The sequence below is a fragment of the Ferribacterium limneticum genome (assembly GCF_020510585.1).
In the GTDB taxonomy this organism is placed as follows: Bacteria; Pseudomonadota; Gammaproteobacteria; order Burkholderiales; family Rhodocyclaceae; genus Azonexus.
The window spans coordinates 3,287,331-3,306,978 of the sequence record NZ_CP075190.1 but is presented as its reverse complement, the minus strand read 5'-3'; the positions used below and the strand labels follow the sequence as shown (position 1 = coordinate 3,306,978).

7 protein-coding genes are annotated in these 19,648 nt (G+C 61.1%); 6 read left to right on the top strand and 1 reads right to left on the bottom strand.

The window, feature by feature from the left end; translation table 11 throughout:
- Positions 1–7: 7 nt before the first annotated feature.
- The 6 genes from KI613_RS15820 to KI613_RS15795 all read left to right on the top strand — a co-directional run bounded on the left by KI613_RS15820 (position 8) and on the right by KI613_RS15795 (position 18,817).
- Positions 8–1,267 (top strand): 6-phosphofructokinase, encoded by a 1,260-nt coding sequence (locus tag KI613_RS15820; protein WP_226401131.1) that lies wholly within the window; start codon positions 8–10, stop codon positions 1,265–1,267.
- Between the two features lie 25 nt (positions 1,268–1,292).
- The gene (locus KI613_RS15815; RefSeq protein WP_226401129.1) at positions 1,293–3,359 is read left to right on the top strand and encodes a sodium-translocating pyrophosphatase; all 2,067 of its coding nucleotides are present in this window, start codon (positions 1,293–1,295) and stop codon (positions 3,357–3,359) included.
- Between the two features lie 108 nt (positions 3,360–3,467).
- Positions 3,468–5,645: a type I secretion system permease/ATPase gene (locus KI613_RS15810; protein WP_226401127.1), complete on the top strand. Its 2,178-nt coding sequence runs from the start codon at positions 3,468–3,470 to the stop codon at positions 5,643–5,645.
- Entirely contained in the window at positions 5,642–7,057 is a 1,416-nt protein-coding gene (locus tag KI613_RS15805; protein ID WP_226401125.1) for an HlyD family type I secretion periplasmic adaptor subunit, read from the top strand. The genes KI613_RS15810 and KI613_RS15805 overlap by 4 nt, the downstream gene beginning before the upstream one ends.
- Positions 7,057–7,671, top strand: coding sequence for a response regulator transcription factor (locus KI613_RS15800; RefSeq protein WP_226401123.1), 615 nt, complete (start codon positions 7,057–7,059; stop codon positions 7,669–7,671). Before KI613_RS15805 ends, KI613_RS15800 begins: the two co-directional genes overlap by 1 nt.
- 259 nt (positions 7,672–7,930) lie before the next feature.
- The gene (locus KI613_RS15795) at positions 7,931–18,817 is read left to right on the top strand and encodes a retention module-containing protein (RefSeq protein WP_319004071.1); all 10,887 of its coding nucleotides are present in this window, start codon (positions 7,931–7,933) and stop codon (positions 18,815–18,817) included.
- Between the two features lie 132 nt (positions 18,818–18,949).
- Here the strand turns inward: KI613_RS15795 and KI613_RS15780 are convergent, their stop codons facing one another.
- Positions 18,950–19,642, bottom strand: a complete 693-nt coding sequence (locus KI613_RS15780) for a Crp/Fnr family transcriptional regulator (protein ID WP_226401121.1) — start codon at positions 19,640–19,642, stop codon at positions 18,950–18,952.
- Between the last annotated feature and the right edge of the window lie 6 nt (positions 19,643–19,648).

Here is a 19,648-nt window from a genome sequence, read left to right as displayed (position 1 = left end):
GCAGCATATGACGGTGAAAAACGCCTTCTACGCACAGTCAGGGGGCGTTACCGCCGTCATCAATGCGACGGCGTGCGGCCTGATCCAGGAAGCACGTCGTCATAGCGACAAGATCGGGAAAGTTTACGCCGGCCGCGATGGCATCATCGGCGCGCTGACTGAAGATCTGATCGATACCAGCCTCGAATCCGACGAGGATATTGCCCGCCTGCGCTCGACGCCGGGTGGCGCCTTCGGTTCCTGCCGCTACAAACTGAAAAGCCTGGAAGAGCATCGCGCCCAGTACGAGCGCCTGATCGATGTCTTCAAGGCGCACGACATCGGCTATTTCTTCTACAACGGTGGCAACGATTCGATGGACACCGCCTGGAAGGTGTCGCAGATCGCCGAGAAGATGGGTTATCCCGTGGTTTGCGTCGGGGTGCCGAAGACCGTCGACAACGATCTGCCGCTGACCGATTGCTGCCCGGGTTTTGGTTCGGTCGCCAAGTATGTTGCCACCTCGATCCGTGAGGCCGGCTACGACGTCGCCTCGATGGCGCGGACTTCCACCAAGATTTTTGTCCTCGAAGTCATGGGTCGCCACGCCGGCTGGATTACCGCCGCCTGTGGCCTGGCCTCGGAAAATGTCGGCGAACCGCCGCACATCCTGCTTTTTCCCGAAGTTCCGTTTGATCCGGAGCGCTTCGTGGCGCGGGCCGATGAATGCGTCAAGCTGTATGGCTATTGCACCGTCGCTGTTTCCGAAGGCTTGTCCGACGCTTCCGGCAAACTGATCGCCGAATCCGGTACCAAGGATGCCTTCGGGCATTCCCAGCTGGGTGGCGTCGGACAGATCGTGGCGCAGCTGATCAAGGACCGGCTCGGCTATAAATACCACTGGGCGCTGGCTGACTACCTGCAACGCTCGGCCCGCCACTTGGCATCGCGAACTGACATCGAACAGGCCCATGCTTTGGGCGTTGCTGCGGTGGACCTCGCTTTGCAGGGCAAAAACGCCGTGATGGCGACCATCAATCGCCTGGCCGATGCGCCGTATCGCTGGGAAATCGGCGATGCGCCGCTCAAGGACATCGCCAATGTCGAACGCAAGATGCCCCCCGAATTCATCTCGGCAGATGGTTTTCACATCACCGATGCCTGCCGTGCCTACCTGCAACCGCTGATCGAAGGCGAGGAGCCGCCGCCGTACCGTAAGGGGCTCCCCGATTATGTGCGTTTGAAGAACGTTTCCATTACTAGAAAGCTGGGGGCGTTCAACGTGTAGTTCCATCAATCTAGGGAGGGAGTGTATGTCTACACCGTTGTGGTTGGCGCTTGGATGCGCCGTTCTAGCAGTGTTGTACGGCTGGGTGTCCAGTCAGCAGATCCTCGCGTTGCCGGCCGGCAACGAGCGCATGAAAGAAATTGCCAAGGCAATTCAGGAAGGCGCGGAGGCATACCTCAGCCGACAGTACAAGACCATCGCCATGGTCGGTATTGTCCTCTTCCTGGTGATCGGTTTCATTCCCAAGCTGGGCTGGCTGACCGCCTTCGGTTTCCTGATCGGCGCCGTGCTTTCCGGCGCCGCCGGTTTTATCGGCATGAACGTTTCGGTGCGGGCCAATGTGCGTACGGCCGAAGCTGCGCGTAGCGGCATTTCGGCCGCGCTTGATGTCGCCTTCAAGGGAGGGGCGATTACCGGCATGCTGGTGGTCGGGCTCGGCCTGCTTGGTGTCGCTGGTTACTTCGCTTTTCTCAAGTCGGCCAATGGCCCCGGCGCCGACTTGCACCATGTCATCGAACCGCTGGTTGGCCTGGCCTTCGGCTCGTCGCTGATTTCGATCTTCGCCCGTCTGGGCGGCGGTATCTTCACCAAGGGGGCTGACGTTGGCGCCGACCTGGTGGGCAAGGTCGAGGCCGGTATTCCCGAGGACGACCCGCGCAACCCGGCGGTGATCGCCGACAACGTCGGTGACAACGTTGGCGACTGCGCCGGCATGGCCGCCGACCTGTTCGAAACCTACGTCGTGACCGTGGTGGCAACCATGGTCCTGGCCGCGCTGATCATCAAGACAGCAACGGGTTTGGGCGAAAACCTGGTGCTTTATCCGCTGGCACTGGGCGCGGTGTCGATCATCGCCTCCATCGTCGGTTGCTATTTCGTCAAGGCGACCGAAGGCGGCAAGATCATGGCCGCGCTCTATCGCGGCCTCATTGTTGCCGGCGTGCTGGCCCTGGTCTTTTATTACCCGGTGACTTCCTGGCTGATCGGCGCCGGCGCCACGCTGCCCGACGGTAGTGTGATCAACACCATGACCATGTTCGGCTGCTCCGTCGTCGGCCTGGTGCTGACCGCTGCGCTGGTCTGGATCACCGAGTACTACACCGGCACCGACTACGCTCCGGTGAAACACGTTGCCGCTGCTTGTCAGACCGGCCACGCCACCAACATCATCGCCGGGATCGGTGTTTCGATGAAGGCGACCGCCTGGCCAGTGCTTTCGGTCTGTGCCGCAATCTATGCGGCCTTCGCCATGGGCGGGCTGTTCGGTATCGCCATTGCTGCCACCTCGATGCTGTCGATGGCCGGTATCGTCGTCGCGCTTGATGCCTACGGTCCGATCACCGACAACGCCGGTGGTATCGCCGAAATGGCCGAACTGCCGAAGGAAGTCCGCAACGTTACCGATCCGCTCGATGCCGTCGGCAACACGACCAAGGCCGTGACCAAGGGCTATGCCATCGGTTCTGCCGGTCTGGCTGCTCTGGTGCTCTTCGCTGACTACACCCATGGTCTGGAGGCGGTCTCGGGCAAGGTCTTCACCTTTGACCTGTCCAACCATCTGGTCATCATCGGCCTCTTCATCGGCGGCCTGATTCCTTTCCTGTTCGGTGCAATGGCCATGGAAGCGGTGGGTCGTTCGGCCAGTGCAGTGGTCGTCGAGGTCCGCCGGCAGTTCAAGGAAATCCCGGGCATCATGGAAGGTACGGCCAAGCCGGATTATTCGCGTGCCGTGGATATGTTGACCGTGGCGGCGATCAAGGAAATGATGATTCCGTCGATCCTGCCGGTCGCCGTGCCGATCGTGGTTGGTCTGGTTCTCGGTCCGGTCGCTCTCGGTGGCTTGTTGGTCGGTACCATCGTGACTGGCCTGTTCGTCGCCATTTCGATGACGACGGGTGGCGGCGCCTGGGACAATGCCAAGAAGTACATTGAAGATGGTCACTTCGGCGGCAAGGGCTCGGATGCGCACAAGGCGGCCGTGACGGGCGATACGGTCGGCGATCCCTATAAGGATACGGCCGGGCCAGCCGTTAATCCGCTGATCAAGATCATCAATCTGGTTGCCTTGCTGATCGTTCCGCTGATTGCTTGATTGACGGTGTTGTTTTGAAAAAGGCGGCTTCGGCCGCCTTTTTTACATTTCTTTGATTTGCGATTTTCAAGCCAAGTTAGAATCTGTGCAAAGAAATCGGGGAGTGGCATGAGCGAAGTTGCAAGCAGTTCCGCCGGCGTCGGCAATTCCGGTGTGCGGGAGGATCTCCTGCACCATGATCCTTTGCTCGACTGTCTGGTCGAGCTGACCCGTATTTACGGGCGTCCGAGTACGCGGGCCGCGCTGGTGGCCGGGCTGCCCCTGGAGAAAGGCTCGCTGACGCCTTCATTGTTTGGCCGTGCTGCAAGTCGTGCCGGGCTTTCAGCCAAGGTGGTCAAGCGTTCGCTGGATCGCATCAATGATGCGCTTCTTCCTGCCGTGCTATTGCTCGATGGTGATGAGGCCTGCGTTTTGCTCGGCTGGGACGAGTCCGGCCAAACAGCCCGCTTGCTGTTTCCGGAAACCGGTCAAGGCTCTCACCAGATGGCGCGCGAGGACTTGGCTCGTCGCTATGTGGGCATTGCGATATTTGCCCGGCCGCATTTCCGCTTTGACAGTCGCACCCCGCAGGTCGGCGATGTCAAGCTTCGTCACTGGTTCTGGGGCGCTTTGGCTGAGCAGATGCCGATCTACCGTGATGTTCTCGGTGCCGCCTTGCTGATCAACGTGATGGCTCTGGCCATGCCGTTGTTCACGATGAATGTCTATGATCGCGTCGTTCCCAACCGGGCGATGGAAACCCTCTGGGTGCTGGCACTGGGGATAGTCTTGATCATCGGCGTCGACATGGTTCTGCGCTCCTTGCGTGGTTATTTCATCGATCTGGCCGGGGCTCGCATCGACATGAAGCTTTCCGCCTCGATCATGGAGCGCGTGCTTGGCGTACGCATGGAGGCCCGGCCGGCGGCGGTTGGCGCATTTGCCTCGAATCTACGCTCCTTTGAGTCGGTGCGGGATTTCATTACGTCGGCGTCGGTCACGGCGTTCATCGATCTACCGTTTGCCCTGCTTTTCGTTCTGGTGATTGCCCTGATTGCCTGGCAACTGATCATTCCGGTGTTGCTGGCCATCGTGTTTGTCGTGATCTATGCCTACGTGCTCCAGCACAAGATGCACGCGCTTTCGGAATCGACCTATCGGGCCGGAGCATTGCGCAATGCGACCCTGATCGAAAGCCTGACCGCGCTGGAAACCATCAAGACGCAAGGTGCTGAAGGGCTGATGCAGGCCAAGTGGGAAAAGACAGTTTCCTACGTCGCCGGGATAAACAATCAGATGCGTTTTCTGTCTGCCGCCGCAACCAACGGGGCAATGGAAATCCAGCAGATCGTCAATGTCGTGGTCGTCATCGCCGGCGTTTACCTGATTGGCGATGGGCGGCTCAGCATGGGTGGCCTGATTGCCTGCACGATGCTGACTTCGCGGGCGGTGGCGCCCCTGGGGCAGATGGTCGGGCTGCTGATGCAATATCACAATGCCAAGGTGGCGCTCACCTCGCTTGAGCAGATCATGCACAACCCGGTTGAACGACCAGCCGATGCCAATTTTGTCCATCGTCCGGAATTGAAGGGAAATATCGAATTCCGCGATGTCCAGTTCAGCTATCCGAATTGCCAGATTGCGGCCTTGAAAGGTTTGAGCTGCAAGATCAGCGAAGGCGAAAAGGTCGTGGTCATCGGCCGTATCGGGTCGGGCAAGACGACTTTGCAGAAATTGCTGCTCGGTCTATATCAGCCGACCGGCGGGGCGGTCAGCATTGACGGCGTCGATCTTCGCCAGCTCGACCCAGCTGACCTTCGACGCAATATCGGCTACGTCGCGCAGGATGTCACTTTGTTCTATGGCACGCTGCGCGAGAATATTTCGATTGGTGCGCCCTACGCCGACGATGCTGCCATCATGGCAGCTGCCGAGGCAGGCGGCTTGACGGAGTTCGTCAATCGTCATCCAGATGGTTTCGACATGATGATCGGCGAGCGGGGCGATTCGCTCTCTGGTGGCCAGCGGCAAGGGGTGGCGATTGCCCGCGCCTTCCTCATGGATCCGCCGATCCTGTTGCTTGACGAGCCAACCAGCGCGATGGACTTTTCCTCGGAACAGCAATTCAAGGAGCGCCTGAAGGTCATGGCAGCGCACAAGACGGTCTTGATCGTTACCCATCGCAACAGCTTGCTTGATCTTGCCACCCGGGTGCTCGTCGTCGATGACGGTCGTATCGTTGCCGATGGTCCGCGCGACCAGGTCATTCAGGCGCTGCAGAGCGGCCGGATCGGGAGGGCGTCATGAAGCGCCTGAAAGCGATTCTGGGGGTGATCCATGCGTGGCTGGAGAGCGTTGCCGGAAGGGGGGCGCCGTATGTCGAGCGCGTCCTCGGTCGCCTGCCGAACAAGGAAGAAATTGAAGTCGTTGATTTCGCTACTGATGCCGATCTGGCGATGCTGCGCCAGGAACCTCTCCGGGCGCGCGTTCTCTTGCGTTCGATCGGGATTGTTTTTGCGGTTTTCGTCCTGTGGTCGGCCGTCGCTCAACTCGACGAAGTGACGCGCGGCGAGGGCAAGGTCATCCCTTCCCGGCAGGTTCAGGTATTGCAAAGCATCGATGGCGGCCTTGTGTCCGAGATACTGGTGCGCGAAGGTGAGATTGTTCAACCCGAGCAGTTGCTGATCAAAATTGATGAAACCCGGTTCGTTTCTTCCGTGAAGGAAAATCAGGCTCAATATCTCGGGTTGGTGGCCAGAGCGGCCCGCCTGCGCGCCATTTCAGAGGGCAAGCCCTTCGTTCCTCCGCAGGAAGTCATGAAGGCCGATCCTTCAATTGTCGAGCAGGAACGTCAGTTTTATGAAGCGAGAAACAGCGAGCTGACGGCATCGGTTTCAATCGCGCGCCAGCAACTCAGTCAGCGCCAGCAGGAACTGAACGAAGCACAGGCGAAGCGCGCCCAGGCCTCACAAGGTTATGAACTGACTTCAAAAGAGCTTGCTGTAACGCGTCCGCTGATCAATTCGGGAGCTATCTCCGAAGTCGAGTTGTTGCGTCTGGAACGCGATGTCTCCCGCTATCGCGGCGAGCGTGACATGGCTTCAGCCCAGATTTCCCGGGTCCAGTCATCGATCAACGAGGCACAACGCAAGATCGAGGAGGTCGAACTGACCTTCCGCAACGATGCCAGCAAGGAGCTTTCCGAAGTCATGTCCAAGCTGAACAGCCTGGCTGAAGGAAGTGTTGCCCTGACTGACCGGGTCAAGCAGTCGTCTATTCGCTCACCCGTCAAGGGAACGGTCAAGCGTCTGCTGGTCAATACCGTCGGCGGGGTGATCCAGCCGGGCAAGGACATGATCGAGATTGTCCCTCTCGAAGACACCTTGTTGCTCGAAGCGCGCGTCTTGCCGCGGGATATTGCCTTCCTGCGGCCGGGGCAGCCGGTGATTGTCAAATTCACTGCCTATGACTTTTCAATCTATGGCGGCCTTGATGGAACGCTCGAACATATCGGCGCCGATACAGTGATGGACGATAAAGGAAATGCCTTCTACACGGTGCGGGTCCGCACCAGCAAACCCGGCTTCGGCGATGCCAACCTGCCGATTATTCCCGGCATGATTGCCGAGGTCGATATTTTGACGGGCAAGAAGAGTGTTCTTGCCTATATGCTCAAGCCGGTCCTGCGGGCCAAGAGTGTCGCGTTGACGGAGCGTTGATGATTCATTGCTTTGTTGACCGCGATGCACAGGCGCTGCCATCGTGGCTTGAGGCCTTTCCGCAGGCGCGAGTGGTGCGCCGTCAAGAGGCACAGGAGTCTGTTCCCGGTGGCCCCGGTATTCTCTGGTGCCGTTGCCGGCCGCAGGAAGATCTCGCGGCGATTTTGGGCGCCTTGACCATTTCGCCGACCCAGATAGTCGTCGTCCTGGCCGACGAGCCGGGTGATGCCATCATTGCCGAAGCCTGCGCACTGGGTGCCTCCGGCTGCTGCAATTCCTACGCGGCGCCCGAAGTGCTGCGTCAGGTAGCACTCGTTGTCGAAAATGGCGGGCTGTGGATTGGTCAATCCTTGCTGCAACGACTGGTCGGCAGCACCTCCAGGGCTCTCGAGGCACGTCCCGAGGCAAAGGTGGATACCTGGTCGGCCCTTCTTTCCGAGCGCGAGTTGCAAGCGGCGAAGCTTGTTGCCGGCGGCGCCAGCAACAAGGAAATCGCCGACCAGCTGGCGATTACGGAAAGAACGGTCAAGGCACATTTGTCGGCGATTTTCGAGAAACTTGGCGTGCGCGACCGTCTCCAGCTTTCCTTGCGCATCAACGGCGTCAAGCTTTAGGGGGCCAAGCTTCAGTGCGTTGGCGCTCCGCCTTGGTAGCCTGATGCTTCGATTTTCACGGTCAACCGGAAATATTTGCCAAATTTGAAATTTACAAGAAGCGAAAATTTCCCGGGAAAGTCTCTCTGAAAGCCCCGGAAATGACCTGCAGGCGTGAAATAGCTCACATTTAGTGGCCATACTGTACTTTGGTTCAATAGCTTGCCGACCTTGATGCCTTTACACTTTTGGTATTGCTAATAGTGTCTGGAGTATCACCATGGCTCAAGCCCAAGTTATCGCCCAAGTATCCGTTCTCTCTGGTCAAGCATTTGCGCGGGATAGCGCAGGAAATACCCGCCGCCTGAAGCTTGGAGATTCGATACGCGAAGGCGAGAGCGTGGTCGCTGCAGATGGCGCCAAGGTGGTCCTGACGCTGGCCGATGGCCGCGAGATCGATGTGCGTCCGGGCGAAACGGCAAGGATTGACGCGGAAGTAGCCGCAACGATCAAGCCGGACGCTGCCGATAGCGCCATTGTCAATAATCAGGAGGGCTTCAAGAAGATTGCCTCGGCCATTCAAGCAGGCAGCGATCTCGATGCGCTGCTGGACGAAGAAGCGCCGGCCGCTGGTCTGGCTGGTCAGGGCGGTAACGAAGGCCACACCTTTGTCGAATTCCTCCGGATCGTTGAAACCGTTGATCCGCTGGCATATCAGTTTGGAACCGAGCGTGGTCGGCCGTTGGAGACCATCGAAGGGGCTCCGGGAACGCAGAGTATCGCTCCGGTTGTTAGCACCATCCTCTCCGTGGATGACCCGCTCGACCCGGGCGTCAACAGCGTCACCGTGCCGGAAGGTAACGAAGCAGTGTTCACCGTCACTATCTCCAACGCATCGAGCACGGCCACCAGCTACGACCTGTCCTTGGCCTCCGGCAGCGCCACGCTGGGTGGTGATTTTACCAACGCTCTGGGGTTCAGCAATGGCGTCACCTACGACAGCAGCACCGGACAAGTCAGCGTCCCGGCTGGCGTCACCAGCTTCACGGTCACCGTTCCGACCAGCAATGACGGGGTTCACGAAACTTCGGAAAACTTCACCCTGACCGTCGGCGGCGTTGTAGGCACCGGCATCATCACCGACAACGACGACCGTCCGGTCTTCAACATGGGCTCGGACTTCGTGGTAGACGAAGCGGCCGGCACCATCACCTTCACGGTGACCAAGAGCGGCGCCACCGATCTCGCCTCCAGCGTCAACTTCAATACTGTCGACGGCAGCGCCGTCGCCGGAGAAGACTACGCTGCGAGCAGCGGCACGCTCAACTTTGCCGCCGGCGAAACGGTCAAGACCGTCACCGTCGCCATCACCAACGACGCCATCTTCGAAGGCGCCCAGGACTTCAGCCTCCAGCTCAGTGCCCCGAGCAACGCCACCCTTGGTGACAACACGCAAGTTGCCACCATCGTCGATGACGGTCGTACCCTGCCGGGCGGCCCGGCCAACGACGACCGTCCGAGCCTGAGCATCGGCAGCGACGTCATCATCGACGAAGCCGCCGGTACGGTCACCTTCACGGTGACCAAGACGGGGGTCACCGAACAGCCGGTCACTGTCGACTTCGCCACCGCCAACGGCAGCGCCACGGCCGGAGCCGACTACACCGGGCAAAGCGGCACGCTGAGCTTTGCCGCCGGCGAGACGGTGAAGACCATCACCATTGCCATCGCCAACGACACGCAATACGAAATCTCGGAAGACTTCAGCGTCTCGATCAGCAACCCGGTGAACGCCGTCCTCGGCACCAGCAGCGCCACCGGCACCATCGTTGATGACGGCCGCAGCCTGCCCGGTGGCGGCACCGCCAACGACGACCGTCCGGGCTTCTCGATCAACGACCTGACCATCGACGAAGCCGCCGGCACCGTCACCTTCACGGTCACCCGGACGGGCGACCTGAGCCAAAGCGCCGCCGTCGACTACGCCGGACAAGACAACACGGCGACCGGCGCCGACTACGGCGTTGCCGCCGGCACGCTCAACTTTGCGGCGGGCATCGCCAGCCAGACCATCACCGTCGCCATCGCCAACGACGGCACCTTCGAAGGGGCCGAACAATTCAACCTCAACCTCGCCAACCCGGTTGGTGCCGTCATTGTTGACGGCCAGGGTGTTGGCACCATTGTTGATGATGGTCGTACCCTGCCGCCGGGCGTTCCGGCCAACGACGACCGTCCGGTCTTCAACATGGGCTCGGACTTCGTGGTAGACGAAGCGGCCGGCACCATCACCTTCACGGTGACCAAGAGCGGCGCCACCGATCTCGCCTCCAGCGTCAACTTCAATACTGTCGACGGCAGCGCCGTCGCCGGAGAAGACTACGCTGCGAGCAGCGGCACGCTCAACTTTGCCGCCGGCGAAACGGTCAAGACCGTCACCGTCGCCATCACCAACGACGCCATCTTCGAAGGCGCCCAGGACTTCAGCCTCCAGCTCAGTGCCCCGAGCAACGCCACCCTTGGTGACAACACGCAAGTTGCCACCATCGTCGATGACGGTCGTACCCTGCCGGGCGGCCCGGCCAACGACGACCGTCCGAGCCTGAGCATCGGCAGCGACGTCATCATCGACGAAGCCGCCGGTACGGTCACCTTCACGGTGACCAAGACGGGGGTCACCGAACAGCCGGTCACTGTCGACTTCGCCACCGCCAACGGCAGCGCCACGGCCGGAGCCGACTACACCGGGCAAAGCGGCACGCTGAGCTTTGCCGCCGGCGAGACGGTGAAGACCATCACCATTGCCATCGCCAACGACACGCAATACGAAATCTCGGAAGACTTCAGCGTCTCGATCAGCAACCCGGTGAACGCCGTCCTCGGCACCAGCAGCGCCACCGGCACCATCGTTGATGACGGCCGCAGCCTGCCCGGTGGCGGCACCGCCAACGACGACCGTCCGGGCTTCTCGATCAACGACCTGACCATCGACGAAGCCGCCGGCACCGTCACCTTCACGGTCACCCGGACGGGCGACCTGAGCCAAAGCGCCGCCGTCGACTACGCCGGACAAGACAACACGGCGACCGGCGCCGACTACAGCGTTGCCGCCGGCACCCTGAGCTTTGCCGCCGGCATCGCCAGCCAGACCATCACCGTCGCCATCGCCAACGACGGCACCTTCGAAGGCGCCGAACAATTCAACCTCAACCTCGCCAACCCGGTCGGTGCCGTCATTGTTGACGGCCAGGGTGTTGGCACCATTGTTGATGATGGCCGTACCCTGCCGGGTGGCCCGGCCAACGACGACCGTCCGGTCTTCAACATGGGCTCGGACTTCGTGGTAGACGAAGCGGCCGGCACCATCACCTTCACGGTGACCAAGAGCGGTGCCACCGATCTGGCGTCCAGCGTCAACTTCAATACTATCGACGGCAGCGCCGTCGCCGGAGAAGACTACGCTGCGAGCAGCGGCACGCTCAACTTTGCGGCGGGAGAAACGGTCAAGACCGTCACCGTCGCCATCACCAACGACGCCATCTTCGAAGGCGCCCAGGACTTCAGTGTCCAGCTCAGCGCCCCGAGCAACGCCACCCTTGGTGACAACACCCAGGTCGCCACCATTGTGGACGACGGCCGTACCCTGCCGGGCGGCCCGGCCAACGACGACCGGCCGAGCCTGAGCATCGGCAGCGACGTCATCATCGACGAAGCGGCCGGCACCGTCACCTTCACGGTGACCAAGACGGGGGGCAGCGAACAGCCGGTCAGCGTCGACTTCGCCACCGCCAACGGCAGCGCCACGGCCGGAGCCGACTACACCGGGCAAAGCGGCACGCTGAGCTTTGCCGCCGGCGAGACGGTGAAGACCATCACCATTGCCATCGCCAACGACACGCAATACGAAATCTCGGAAGACTTCAGCGTCTCGATCAGCAACCCGGTGAACGCCGTGCTCGGCACCAGCAGCGCCACCGGCACCATCGTTGATGACGGCCGCAGCCTGCCCGGTGGCGGCACCGCCAACGACGACCGTCCGGGCTTCTCGATCAACGACCTGACCATCGACGAAGCCGCCGGCACCGTCACCTTCACGGTCACCCGGACGGGCGACCTGAGCCAAAGCGCCGCCGTCGACTACGCCGGACAAGACAACACGGCGACCGGCGCCGACTACGGCGTTGCCGCCGGCACCCTGAGCTTTGCCGCCGGCATCGCCAGCCAGACCATCACCGTCGCCATCGCCAACGACGGCACCTTCGAAGGGGCCGAACAATTCAACCTCAACCTCGCCAACCCGGTTGGTGCCGTCATTGTTGACGGCCAGGGTGTTGGCACCATTGTTGATGATGGTCGTACCCTGCCGCCGGGCGTTCCGGCCAACGACGACCGTCCGGTCTTCAACATGGGCTCGGACTTCGTGGTAGACGAAGCGGCCGGCACCATCACCTTCACGGTGACCAAGAGCGGCGCCACCGATCTCGCCTCCAGCGTCAACTTCAATACTGTCGACGGCAGCGCCGTCGCCGGAGAAGACTACGCTGCGAGCAGCGGCACGCTCAACTTTGCCGCCGGCGAAACGGTCAAGACCGTCACCGTCGCCATCACCAACGACGCCATCTTCGAAGGCGCCCAGGACTTCAGCCTCCAGCTCAGTGCCCCGAGCAACGCCACCCTTGGTGACAACACGCAAGTTGCCACCATCGTCGATGACGGTCGTACCCTGCCGGGCGGCCCGGCCAACGACGACCGTCCGAGCCTGAGCATCGGCAGCGACGTCATCATCGACGAAGCCGCCGGTACGGTCACCTTCACGGTGACCAAGACGGGGGTCACCGAACAGCCGGTCACTGTCGACTTCGCCACCGCCAACGGCAGCGCCACGGCCGGAGCCGACTACACCGGGCAAAGCGGCACGCTGAGCTTTGCCGCCGGCGAGACGGTGAAGACCATCACCATTGCCATCGCCAACGACACGCAATACGAAATCTCGGAAGACTTCAGCGTCTCGATCAGCAACCCGGTGAACGCCGTCCTCGGCACCAGCAGCGCCACCGGCACCATCGTTGATGACGGCCGCAGCCTGCCCGGTGGCGGCACCGCCAACGACGACCGTCCGGGCTTCTCGATCAACGACCTGACCATCGACGAAGCCGCCGGCACCGTCACCTTCACGGTCACCCGGACGGGCGACCTGAGCCAAAGCGCCGCCGTCGACTACGCCGGACAAGACAACACGGCGACCGGCGCCGACTACAGCGTTGCCGCCGGCACCCTGAGCTTTGCCGCCGGCATCGCCAGCCAGACCATCACCGTCGCCATCGCCAACGACGGCACCTTCGAAGGCGCCGAACAATTCAACCTCAACCTCGCCAACCCGGTCGGTGCCGTCATTGTTGACGGCCAGGGTGTTGGCACCATTGTTGATGATGGCCGTACCCTGCCGGGTGGCCCGGCCAACGACGACCGTCCGGTCTTCAACATGGGCTCGGACTTCGTGGTAGACGAAGCGGCCGGCACCATCACCTTCACGGTGACCAAGAGCGGTGCCACCGATCTGGCGTCCAGCGTCAACTTCAATACTATCGACGGCAGCGCCGTCGCCGGAGAAGACTACGCTGCGAGCAGCGGCACGCTCAACTTTGCGGCGGGAGAAACGGTCAAGACCGTCACCGTCGCCATCACCAACGACGCCATCTTCGAAGGCGCCCAGGACTTCAGTGTCCAGCTCAGCGCCCCGAGCAACGCCACCCTTGGTGACAACACCCAGGTCGCCACCATTGTGGACGACGGCCGTACCCTGCCGGGCGGCCCGGCCAACGACGACCGGCCGAGCCTGAGCATCGGCAGCGACGTCATCATCGACGAAGCGGCCGGCACCGTCACCTTCACGGTGACCAAGACGGGGGGCAGCGAACAGCCGGTCAGCGTCGACTTCGCCACCGCCAACGGCAGCGCCACGGCCGGAGCCGACTACACCGGGCAAAGCGGCACGCTGAGCTTTGCCGCCGGCGAGACGGTGAAGACCATCACCATTGCCATCGCCAACGACACGCAATACGAAATCTCGGAAGACTTCAGCGTCTCGATCAGCAACCCGGTGAACGCCGTGCTCGGCACCAGCAGCGCCACCGGCACCATCGTTGATGACGGCCGCAGCCTGCCCGGTGGCGGCACCGCCAACGACGACCGTCCGGGCTTCTCGATCAACGACCTGACCATCGACGAAGCCGCCGGCACCGTCACCTTCACGGTTACCCGGACGGGCGACCTGACGCAAAGCGCCGCCGTCGACTACGCCGGACAAGACAACACGGCGACCGGCGCCGACTACAGCGTTGCCGCCGGCACCCTGAGCTTTGCCGCCGGCATCGCCAGCCAGACCATCACCGTCGCCATCGCCAACGACGGCACCTTCGAAGGCGCCGAACAATTCAACCTCAACCTCGCCAACCCGGTCGGTGCCGTCATTGTTGACGGCCAGGGTGTTGGCACCATTGTTGATGATGGCCGTACCCTGCCGGGTGTTCCGGCCAACGATGACCGTCCGACCCTGAGCATCGACAGCCCGACGGTCAGCGAAGGCGGCTACGCTACTTTCACGGCGACCTTGAGCAACGCCAGCACGACGGCCGTGACCTTCACGCCGAGCCTGACTGGTGGCACGGCAACGCTGGGTACCGATACCAGCGCCGCCAGCACGCTGCAGTACTACAACGGCACGGCCTGGGTCTTGGCCACCGGTGGGGTGAGCATCCCGGCCGGCAGCACCAGCGTGCAGCTGCGCCTGCAGACGACGGATGACCTGCTGGACGAGCCGGCCGAGAATTTCTCGCTGACCGGCACGGTGACCAGCGGCAATACGGCCAATGCATCGGCAACCGGTACCGCCTCGATTACCGACAACGATCCGACGCCGAGCTTCTCGATCAACGACATCACGGTCAATGAAGCCGCTGGCACGGCAACCTTCACGGTCAGCCTGTCGGCCGCCAGTGGCCAGGCGACCAGTGTCAACTGGGGTCTGTCGAACGGGACGGCCCTGTCGGGTAGCGACTACACGATGGGTAGCGGTACGCTGAACTTTGCAGCGGGGATCACCAGCCAGACCATTACGGTCAGCATCTTGAACGACACGCCGCGCGTGTATGAAGGTTCCGAAACCTTCAATGTTAATCTGAGTTCTTCGGTCAACGCCACGATTGCCGACAATCTGGGTGTTGGCACCATTATGGACAACGGCACGGGTGGTGGTGGATCGGACGACGACCGTCCGACCCTGAGCATCGACAGCCCGACGGTCACTGAAGGCGGCTACGCCACCTTCACGGCAACCTTGAGCAACGCCAGCACGACGGCCGTGACCTTTACGCCGAGCCTGACTGGTGGCACGGCAACGCTGGGTACCGATACCAGCGCCGCCAGCACGCTGGAGTACTACAACGGTACTGCCTGGGTGTCGGCCACCGGCGGGGTGAGCATCCCGGCCGGCAGCACCAGCGTGCAACTGCGCCTGCAGACGACGGATGACCTGCTGGACGAGCCGGCCGAGAATTTCTCGCTGACCGGTACGGTGACCAGCGGCAATACGGCCAATGCATCGGCAACCGGTACCGCCTCGATTACCGATAACGATCCGACGCCGAGCTTCTCGATCAACGACATCACGGTCAATGAAGCCGCCGGGACGGCCACCTTCACCGTCACCCTGTCGGCGGCCAGTGGTCAGGCGACCAGCGTCAATTGGGGCTTGTCGAATGGCACGGCCCTGGCCGGTTCGGATTACACGAACAACAGCGGCACCCTGAACTTTGCTCCGGGTGTCACGACGCAGACCATCACCGTCGCCATCCTTAACGACAGCCCTCGCGTGTATGAAGGTTCCGAAACCTTCAATGTTAATCTGAGTTCTGCGGTCAACGCCACGATTGCCGACAATCTGGGTGTTGGCACCATTATGGACAACGGCACGGGTGGTGGTGGATCGGACGATGACCGTCCGACCTTGAGCATCGACAGCCCGACGGTCACTGAAGGCGGCTACGCTACTTTCACGGCGACCTTGAGCAACGCCAGCACGACGGCCGTGACCTTCACGCCGAGCCTGACTGGTGGCACGGCAACGCTGGGTACCGATACCAGCGCCGCCAGCACGCTGCAGTACTACAACGGTACGGCCTGGGTGTCGGCCACCGGCGGGGTAAGCATCCCGGCCGGCAGCACCAGCGTGCAGCTGCGTCTGCAGACGACGGATGACCTGCTGGACGAGCCGGCCGAGAATTTCTCGCTGACCGGCACGGTGACCAGCGGCAATACGGCCAATGCTTCGGCAACCGGTACTGCCTCGATTACCGATAATGACACGACACCGACGGTTGGTACTGCTGGCGCTGTCCTCTCGGAAGAGGGGCTGACCGGCGGCATTGCAGATACCACGGGCAATACCGATACGACCGACGTGCGGACGATCACCGGCACCATTCCGGTTGCCGATGCTGATGGCAACGCGCTGACGGTAACGCTCACTGCACCGCTAACTGCGCTGACCTCCAATGGTCAGCCGGTAACCTGGAGCGGTTCGGGAACCCAGACGCTGATTGGTTCGGCCGGTGGCAACGAAGTGATTCGCGTCAGTGTCGACAATGCTGGAAATTACACGGCAACCTTGAGCAAGGCAGTTGATCATCCGCTGAACAGCCAGGAGGATGTGCTCAGTTTCAATGTGGGGGTTACCGCGAGCGACAGTGCGCAAAGTGGTACCGGAACGCTGACCATTTCCATTGAAGATGACATGCCGACGGCCATTCCTGGCACGCAAACAGTGGTTCTGCCTTCGCAGGACACCAACATCATGCTGATTCTCGATGTCTCCGGCTCCATGAGCGATGACGCGGATGGCGTGGCCGGTGGTCCGACGCGTCTGGATGTCATGAAGAGCTCGGTCAACATGATGCTGGATCAGTACGATAACCTCGGTGACATCAAGGTTCGTATCGTCACTTTCTCCAGCAATGCTGCCGAGCGGGATGCAGTTTGGGTGGATGTTACCCGGGCCAAGCAAATCGTGAATGGCCTGACGGCCAATGGAAGCACCAATTACGATGCGGCCTTGGTTACCGCACAGGGAGCATTTACCGATAGCGGCAAGATTGTCGGTGCCAAGAATGTTTCGTACTTCCTGACGGATGGACAGCCTACAGCAGCCAGCGATTGGGACGGCAGCGGTCCGCTGACCAGCCAGAACGGCATTCAGTCCGGCGAGGAGACTTTGTGGGTCAATTTCCTGACTGCCAACCAGATCAACTCGATGGCCTATGGCATGGGCACCGGGGCAACGCAGGTCAACATGAATCCGGTGGCCTACGACGGGATCAATCAGGTCAATACCAACGCGATTGTTGTGGCCAATCCGGCGGTTGATCTGCCGCCGATCCTGCGCGACTCGATTGTGATGCCGACAGTTGGCGAACTGGTCAATGGCTCCCTCGGGGCTGGTTCGGGTATTGGTGCTGATGGCGGCGTTTTGGCAGCCTTTGTCCTGAACGGTACGACCTACAGCAGCGGTGGCGCAGTTTCGGGTACCAACCGGGGTACTTACGATGCCGCCACCAACTCCTGGACCGTGACGTCCACGGCGGGTGGCAAGTTTGCGGTCGACATGGATAACAGCCAATACACCTATACGCCGCCGGCTTCGACCGCGACCCAATACAGCGAAAGTATCGCTTATACCCTGCGTGACAATGATGGCGATAGCGCCTCTTCGGTGCTGACCATCGATGTCATGCCGCCGCAGGTCGTTACCCTGACCAGTACCAATGCCAGCATTACCGGTCTGAACATGGGGCTGTCCGGCGAGTATTTCGGCTACAACGAATACCGGGACGGTACGGCTAGCGACCCGGCCTACGAGGGATCGACAACGGTTCGTCTGCATTCCGATGACGGTACGGCCGATGCCGGTAGCGCCAACAACGTCGACCGCCTGGCCGATGTCGAGGCGATCATCGAGGGACGCAACAACAACACCAACCTGATCAACAACGCCATTCTTTCTGATCCGACCAAGGCCGATGCCACTTTCTCGGTCAACAAGGTGGAGTTTGGCCTGCCGGCTGGTTCCAACACGCCGCTGTTCAGCAACGACCTTGGCCAGAACGGCAAGGTGACCAGCGGCGCGATCGGTGCTACGGCGGGAGGGAATACCAATAACCTTTATACCTTCCTCAAGGTTTCCTCCGGCAACGTGGATGGACTGGCGGCAACCAGCGGTCTTGGTGATACCACCGATGCCGTTATCCGGATGGTTGGCTACATCTACATCCCGGCGGGCGGTGTCTACGATATGCGGGTGACGGCGGACGACGGCTATCGTGTGCTGATCAATGGCCAGAATCTTGGTCAGGCCGACTTTATCCAGTCGACCGCTACCCAGGTCTACAGCGGTGTCACGCTGTCGGAAGGTCTCCAGCCGATCGAAATTCTTTATTGGGATCAGGCCGGTCACGCCAGCCTGCGTGTCGAGTTCAAGGCCAGCGGAGCAGCCGATAGCACATACAAGATCATCGGCAACGACGAATATGCCTTGTTCTCGCCGAGCGATGTGCCTGCACTGGGCGCCAACGAGGACATCGTTGAGTCGACAACCAACGGTGTATGGCAGATTCGCGAGGGGGAGACCTACAACGGTACCAATATTCCTGAAAAGATTGTCGGCAGCGATGGCAAGGACACTATCCATGCCGGTGGCGGCAACGACATCGTTCAAGGCGGTTCCGGCTCCGATCTGATCTCTGGCGGCGCTGGCGACGACGTTCTGAGCGGTGGCCTGGGTTCGGATACGTTTGCCTGGACGCTGGCTGATCAGGGCAGCGTTGGCCTGCCGGCAAAGGACATCATTGCAGACTTCAATGTGGCGTCGAAGGCGGCAGGCGGCGATGTGCTCGATCTGCGCGATCTGTTGCCGACAGCTACAACCGGGGCTGCGCTGGATGGTTACCTGAACTTCAGCACGTCTGGCAGCGACACGGTAATCGATGTGAAACCGGATGGTGCCAACGTGACGCAGCAGATCGTGCTGGCCGGCGTTGATCTGGGGGCAACGGGTGCCAATGATGTGACGATCATCAATGACCTGCTGACCAAGGGCAAGCTCATTACCGACTAAGCTGCAGCACCCCAAGGGTACTTCCTGCGGGGCGCGATCGGCGACAAAAAGGGGCGATTTTGATCGCCCCTTTTTTATTTCATTTTTACCTGTTTTTCCCGGTTGACCGTAGCAACCCTGCCCTGAACGCAGTTACTCGTGCTGACGCAGCTTGGTAGCGTTCGGGATGTGGATCTTCCGGCCTTCGACGACGATCAGCCCGAGCTCGGTCAGCTCGTGCAGGATGCGCGAGAAATGTTCCTGGGTCAGGTTGAGGCGGGAGGCGATGACGCCCTTGTTGGTTGGTAGCGTGATGGCCACGTTGATGCCGTCGTGCTCGGCCTCGGGCAGTTCGCGCAGCAGGTAGCCGATGATGCGCTGCTTGCCGGAGTGCAGCGAATACGACTCGACGTCGTTCATCAGTTGATGCAGGCGCATGGCCATGCCGGCCAGCATCTTGCGGCACAGGTTGTGGTCGCGCTGCAACTCCTCAAAGACTACGCCTTTCGAGATATGCAGCAGCAGGCAGTCGGTCAGCGCCTGGGCGAAGACGATGTAGGGCTTTTCCATGAACATGATGGCTTCACCGAAGCTCTGCCCCTGGCTGATGATCTCGACGACCTTCTCGCTGCCTTGCGATGAGGTGAAGGCCAGCTTGACCTGACCGTACACGAGCAGGTGGAAACCGTTGCAGGGGTCGCCCTTGTGGAAGAGAATTTCCCCCTTGTTGGGGTGCATCTCGCGGGTGCCACGGGCGATGCGGCTCAACTCCTCCGGTGCCAGTCCCTGAAAGAGCGGAACGTGCGTCAGAAGGGCTTCTATGTTGATTGGGTGGCTGCCGTGCATGATCTT

What these genes read in the sequence shown, in the direction of transcription:
- KI613_RS15810 (WP_226401127.1), top strand. Translation starts at nt 3,468, where the DNA reads ATGAGCGAAGTTGCAAGCAGTTCCGCCGGCGTCGGCAATTCCGGTGTG.
- KI613_RS15780 (WP_226401121.1), bottom strand. Translation starts at nt 19,642, where the DNA reads ATGCACGGCAGCCACCCAATCAACATAGAAGCCCTTCTGACGCACGTT.
- KI613_RS15795 (WP_319004071.1), top strand. Translation starts at nt 7,931, where the DNA reads ATGGCTCAAGCCCAAGTTATCGCCCAAGTATCCGTTCTCTCTGGTCAA.
- KI613_RS15805 (WP_226401125.1), top strand. Translation starts at nt 5,642, where the DNA reads ATGAAGCGCCTGAAAGCGATTCTGGGGGTGATCCATGCGTGGCTGGAG.
- KI613_RS15820 (WP_226401131.1), top strand. Translation starts at nt 8, where the DNA reads ATGACGGTGAAAAACGCCTTCTACGCACAGTCAGGGGGCGTTACCGCC.
- KI613_RS15800 (WP_226401123.1), top strand. Translation starts at nt 7,057, where the DNA reads ATGATTCATTGCTTTGTTGACCGCGATGCACAGGCGCTGCCATCGTGG.
- KI613_RS15815 (WP_226401129.1), top strand. Translation starts at nt 1,293, where the DNA reads ATGTCTACACCGTTGTGGTTGGCGCTTGGATGCGCCGTTCTAGCAGTG.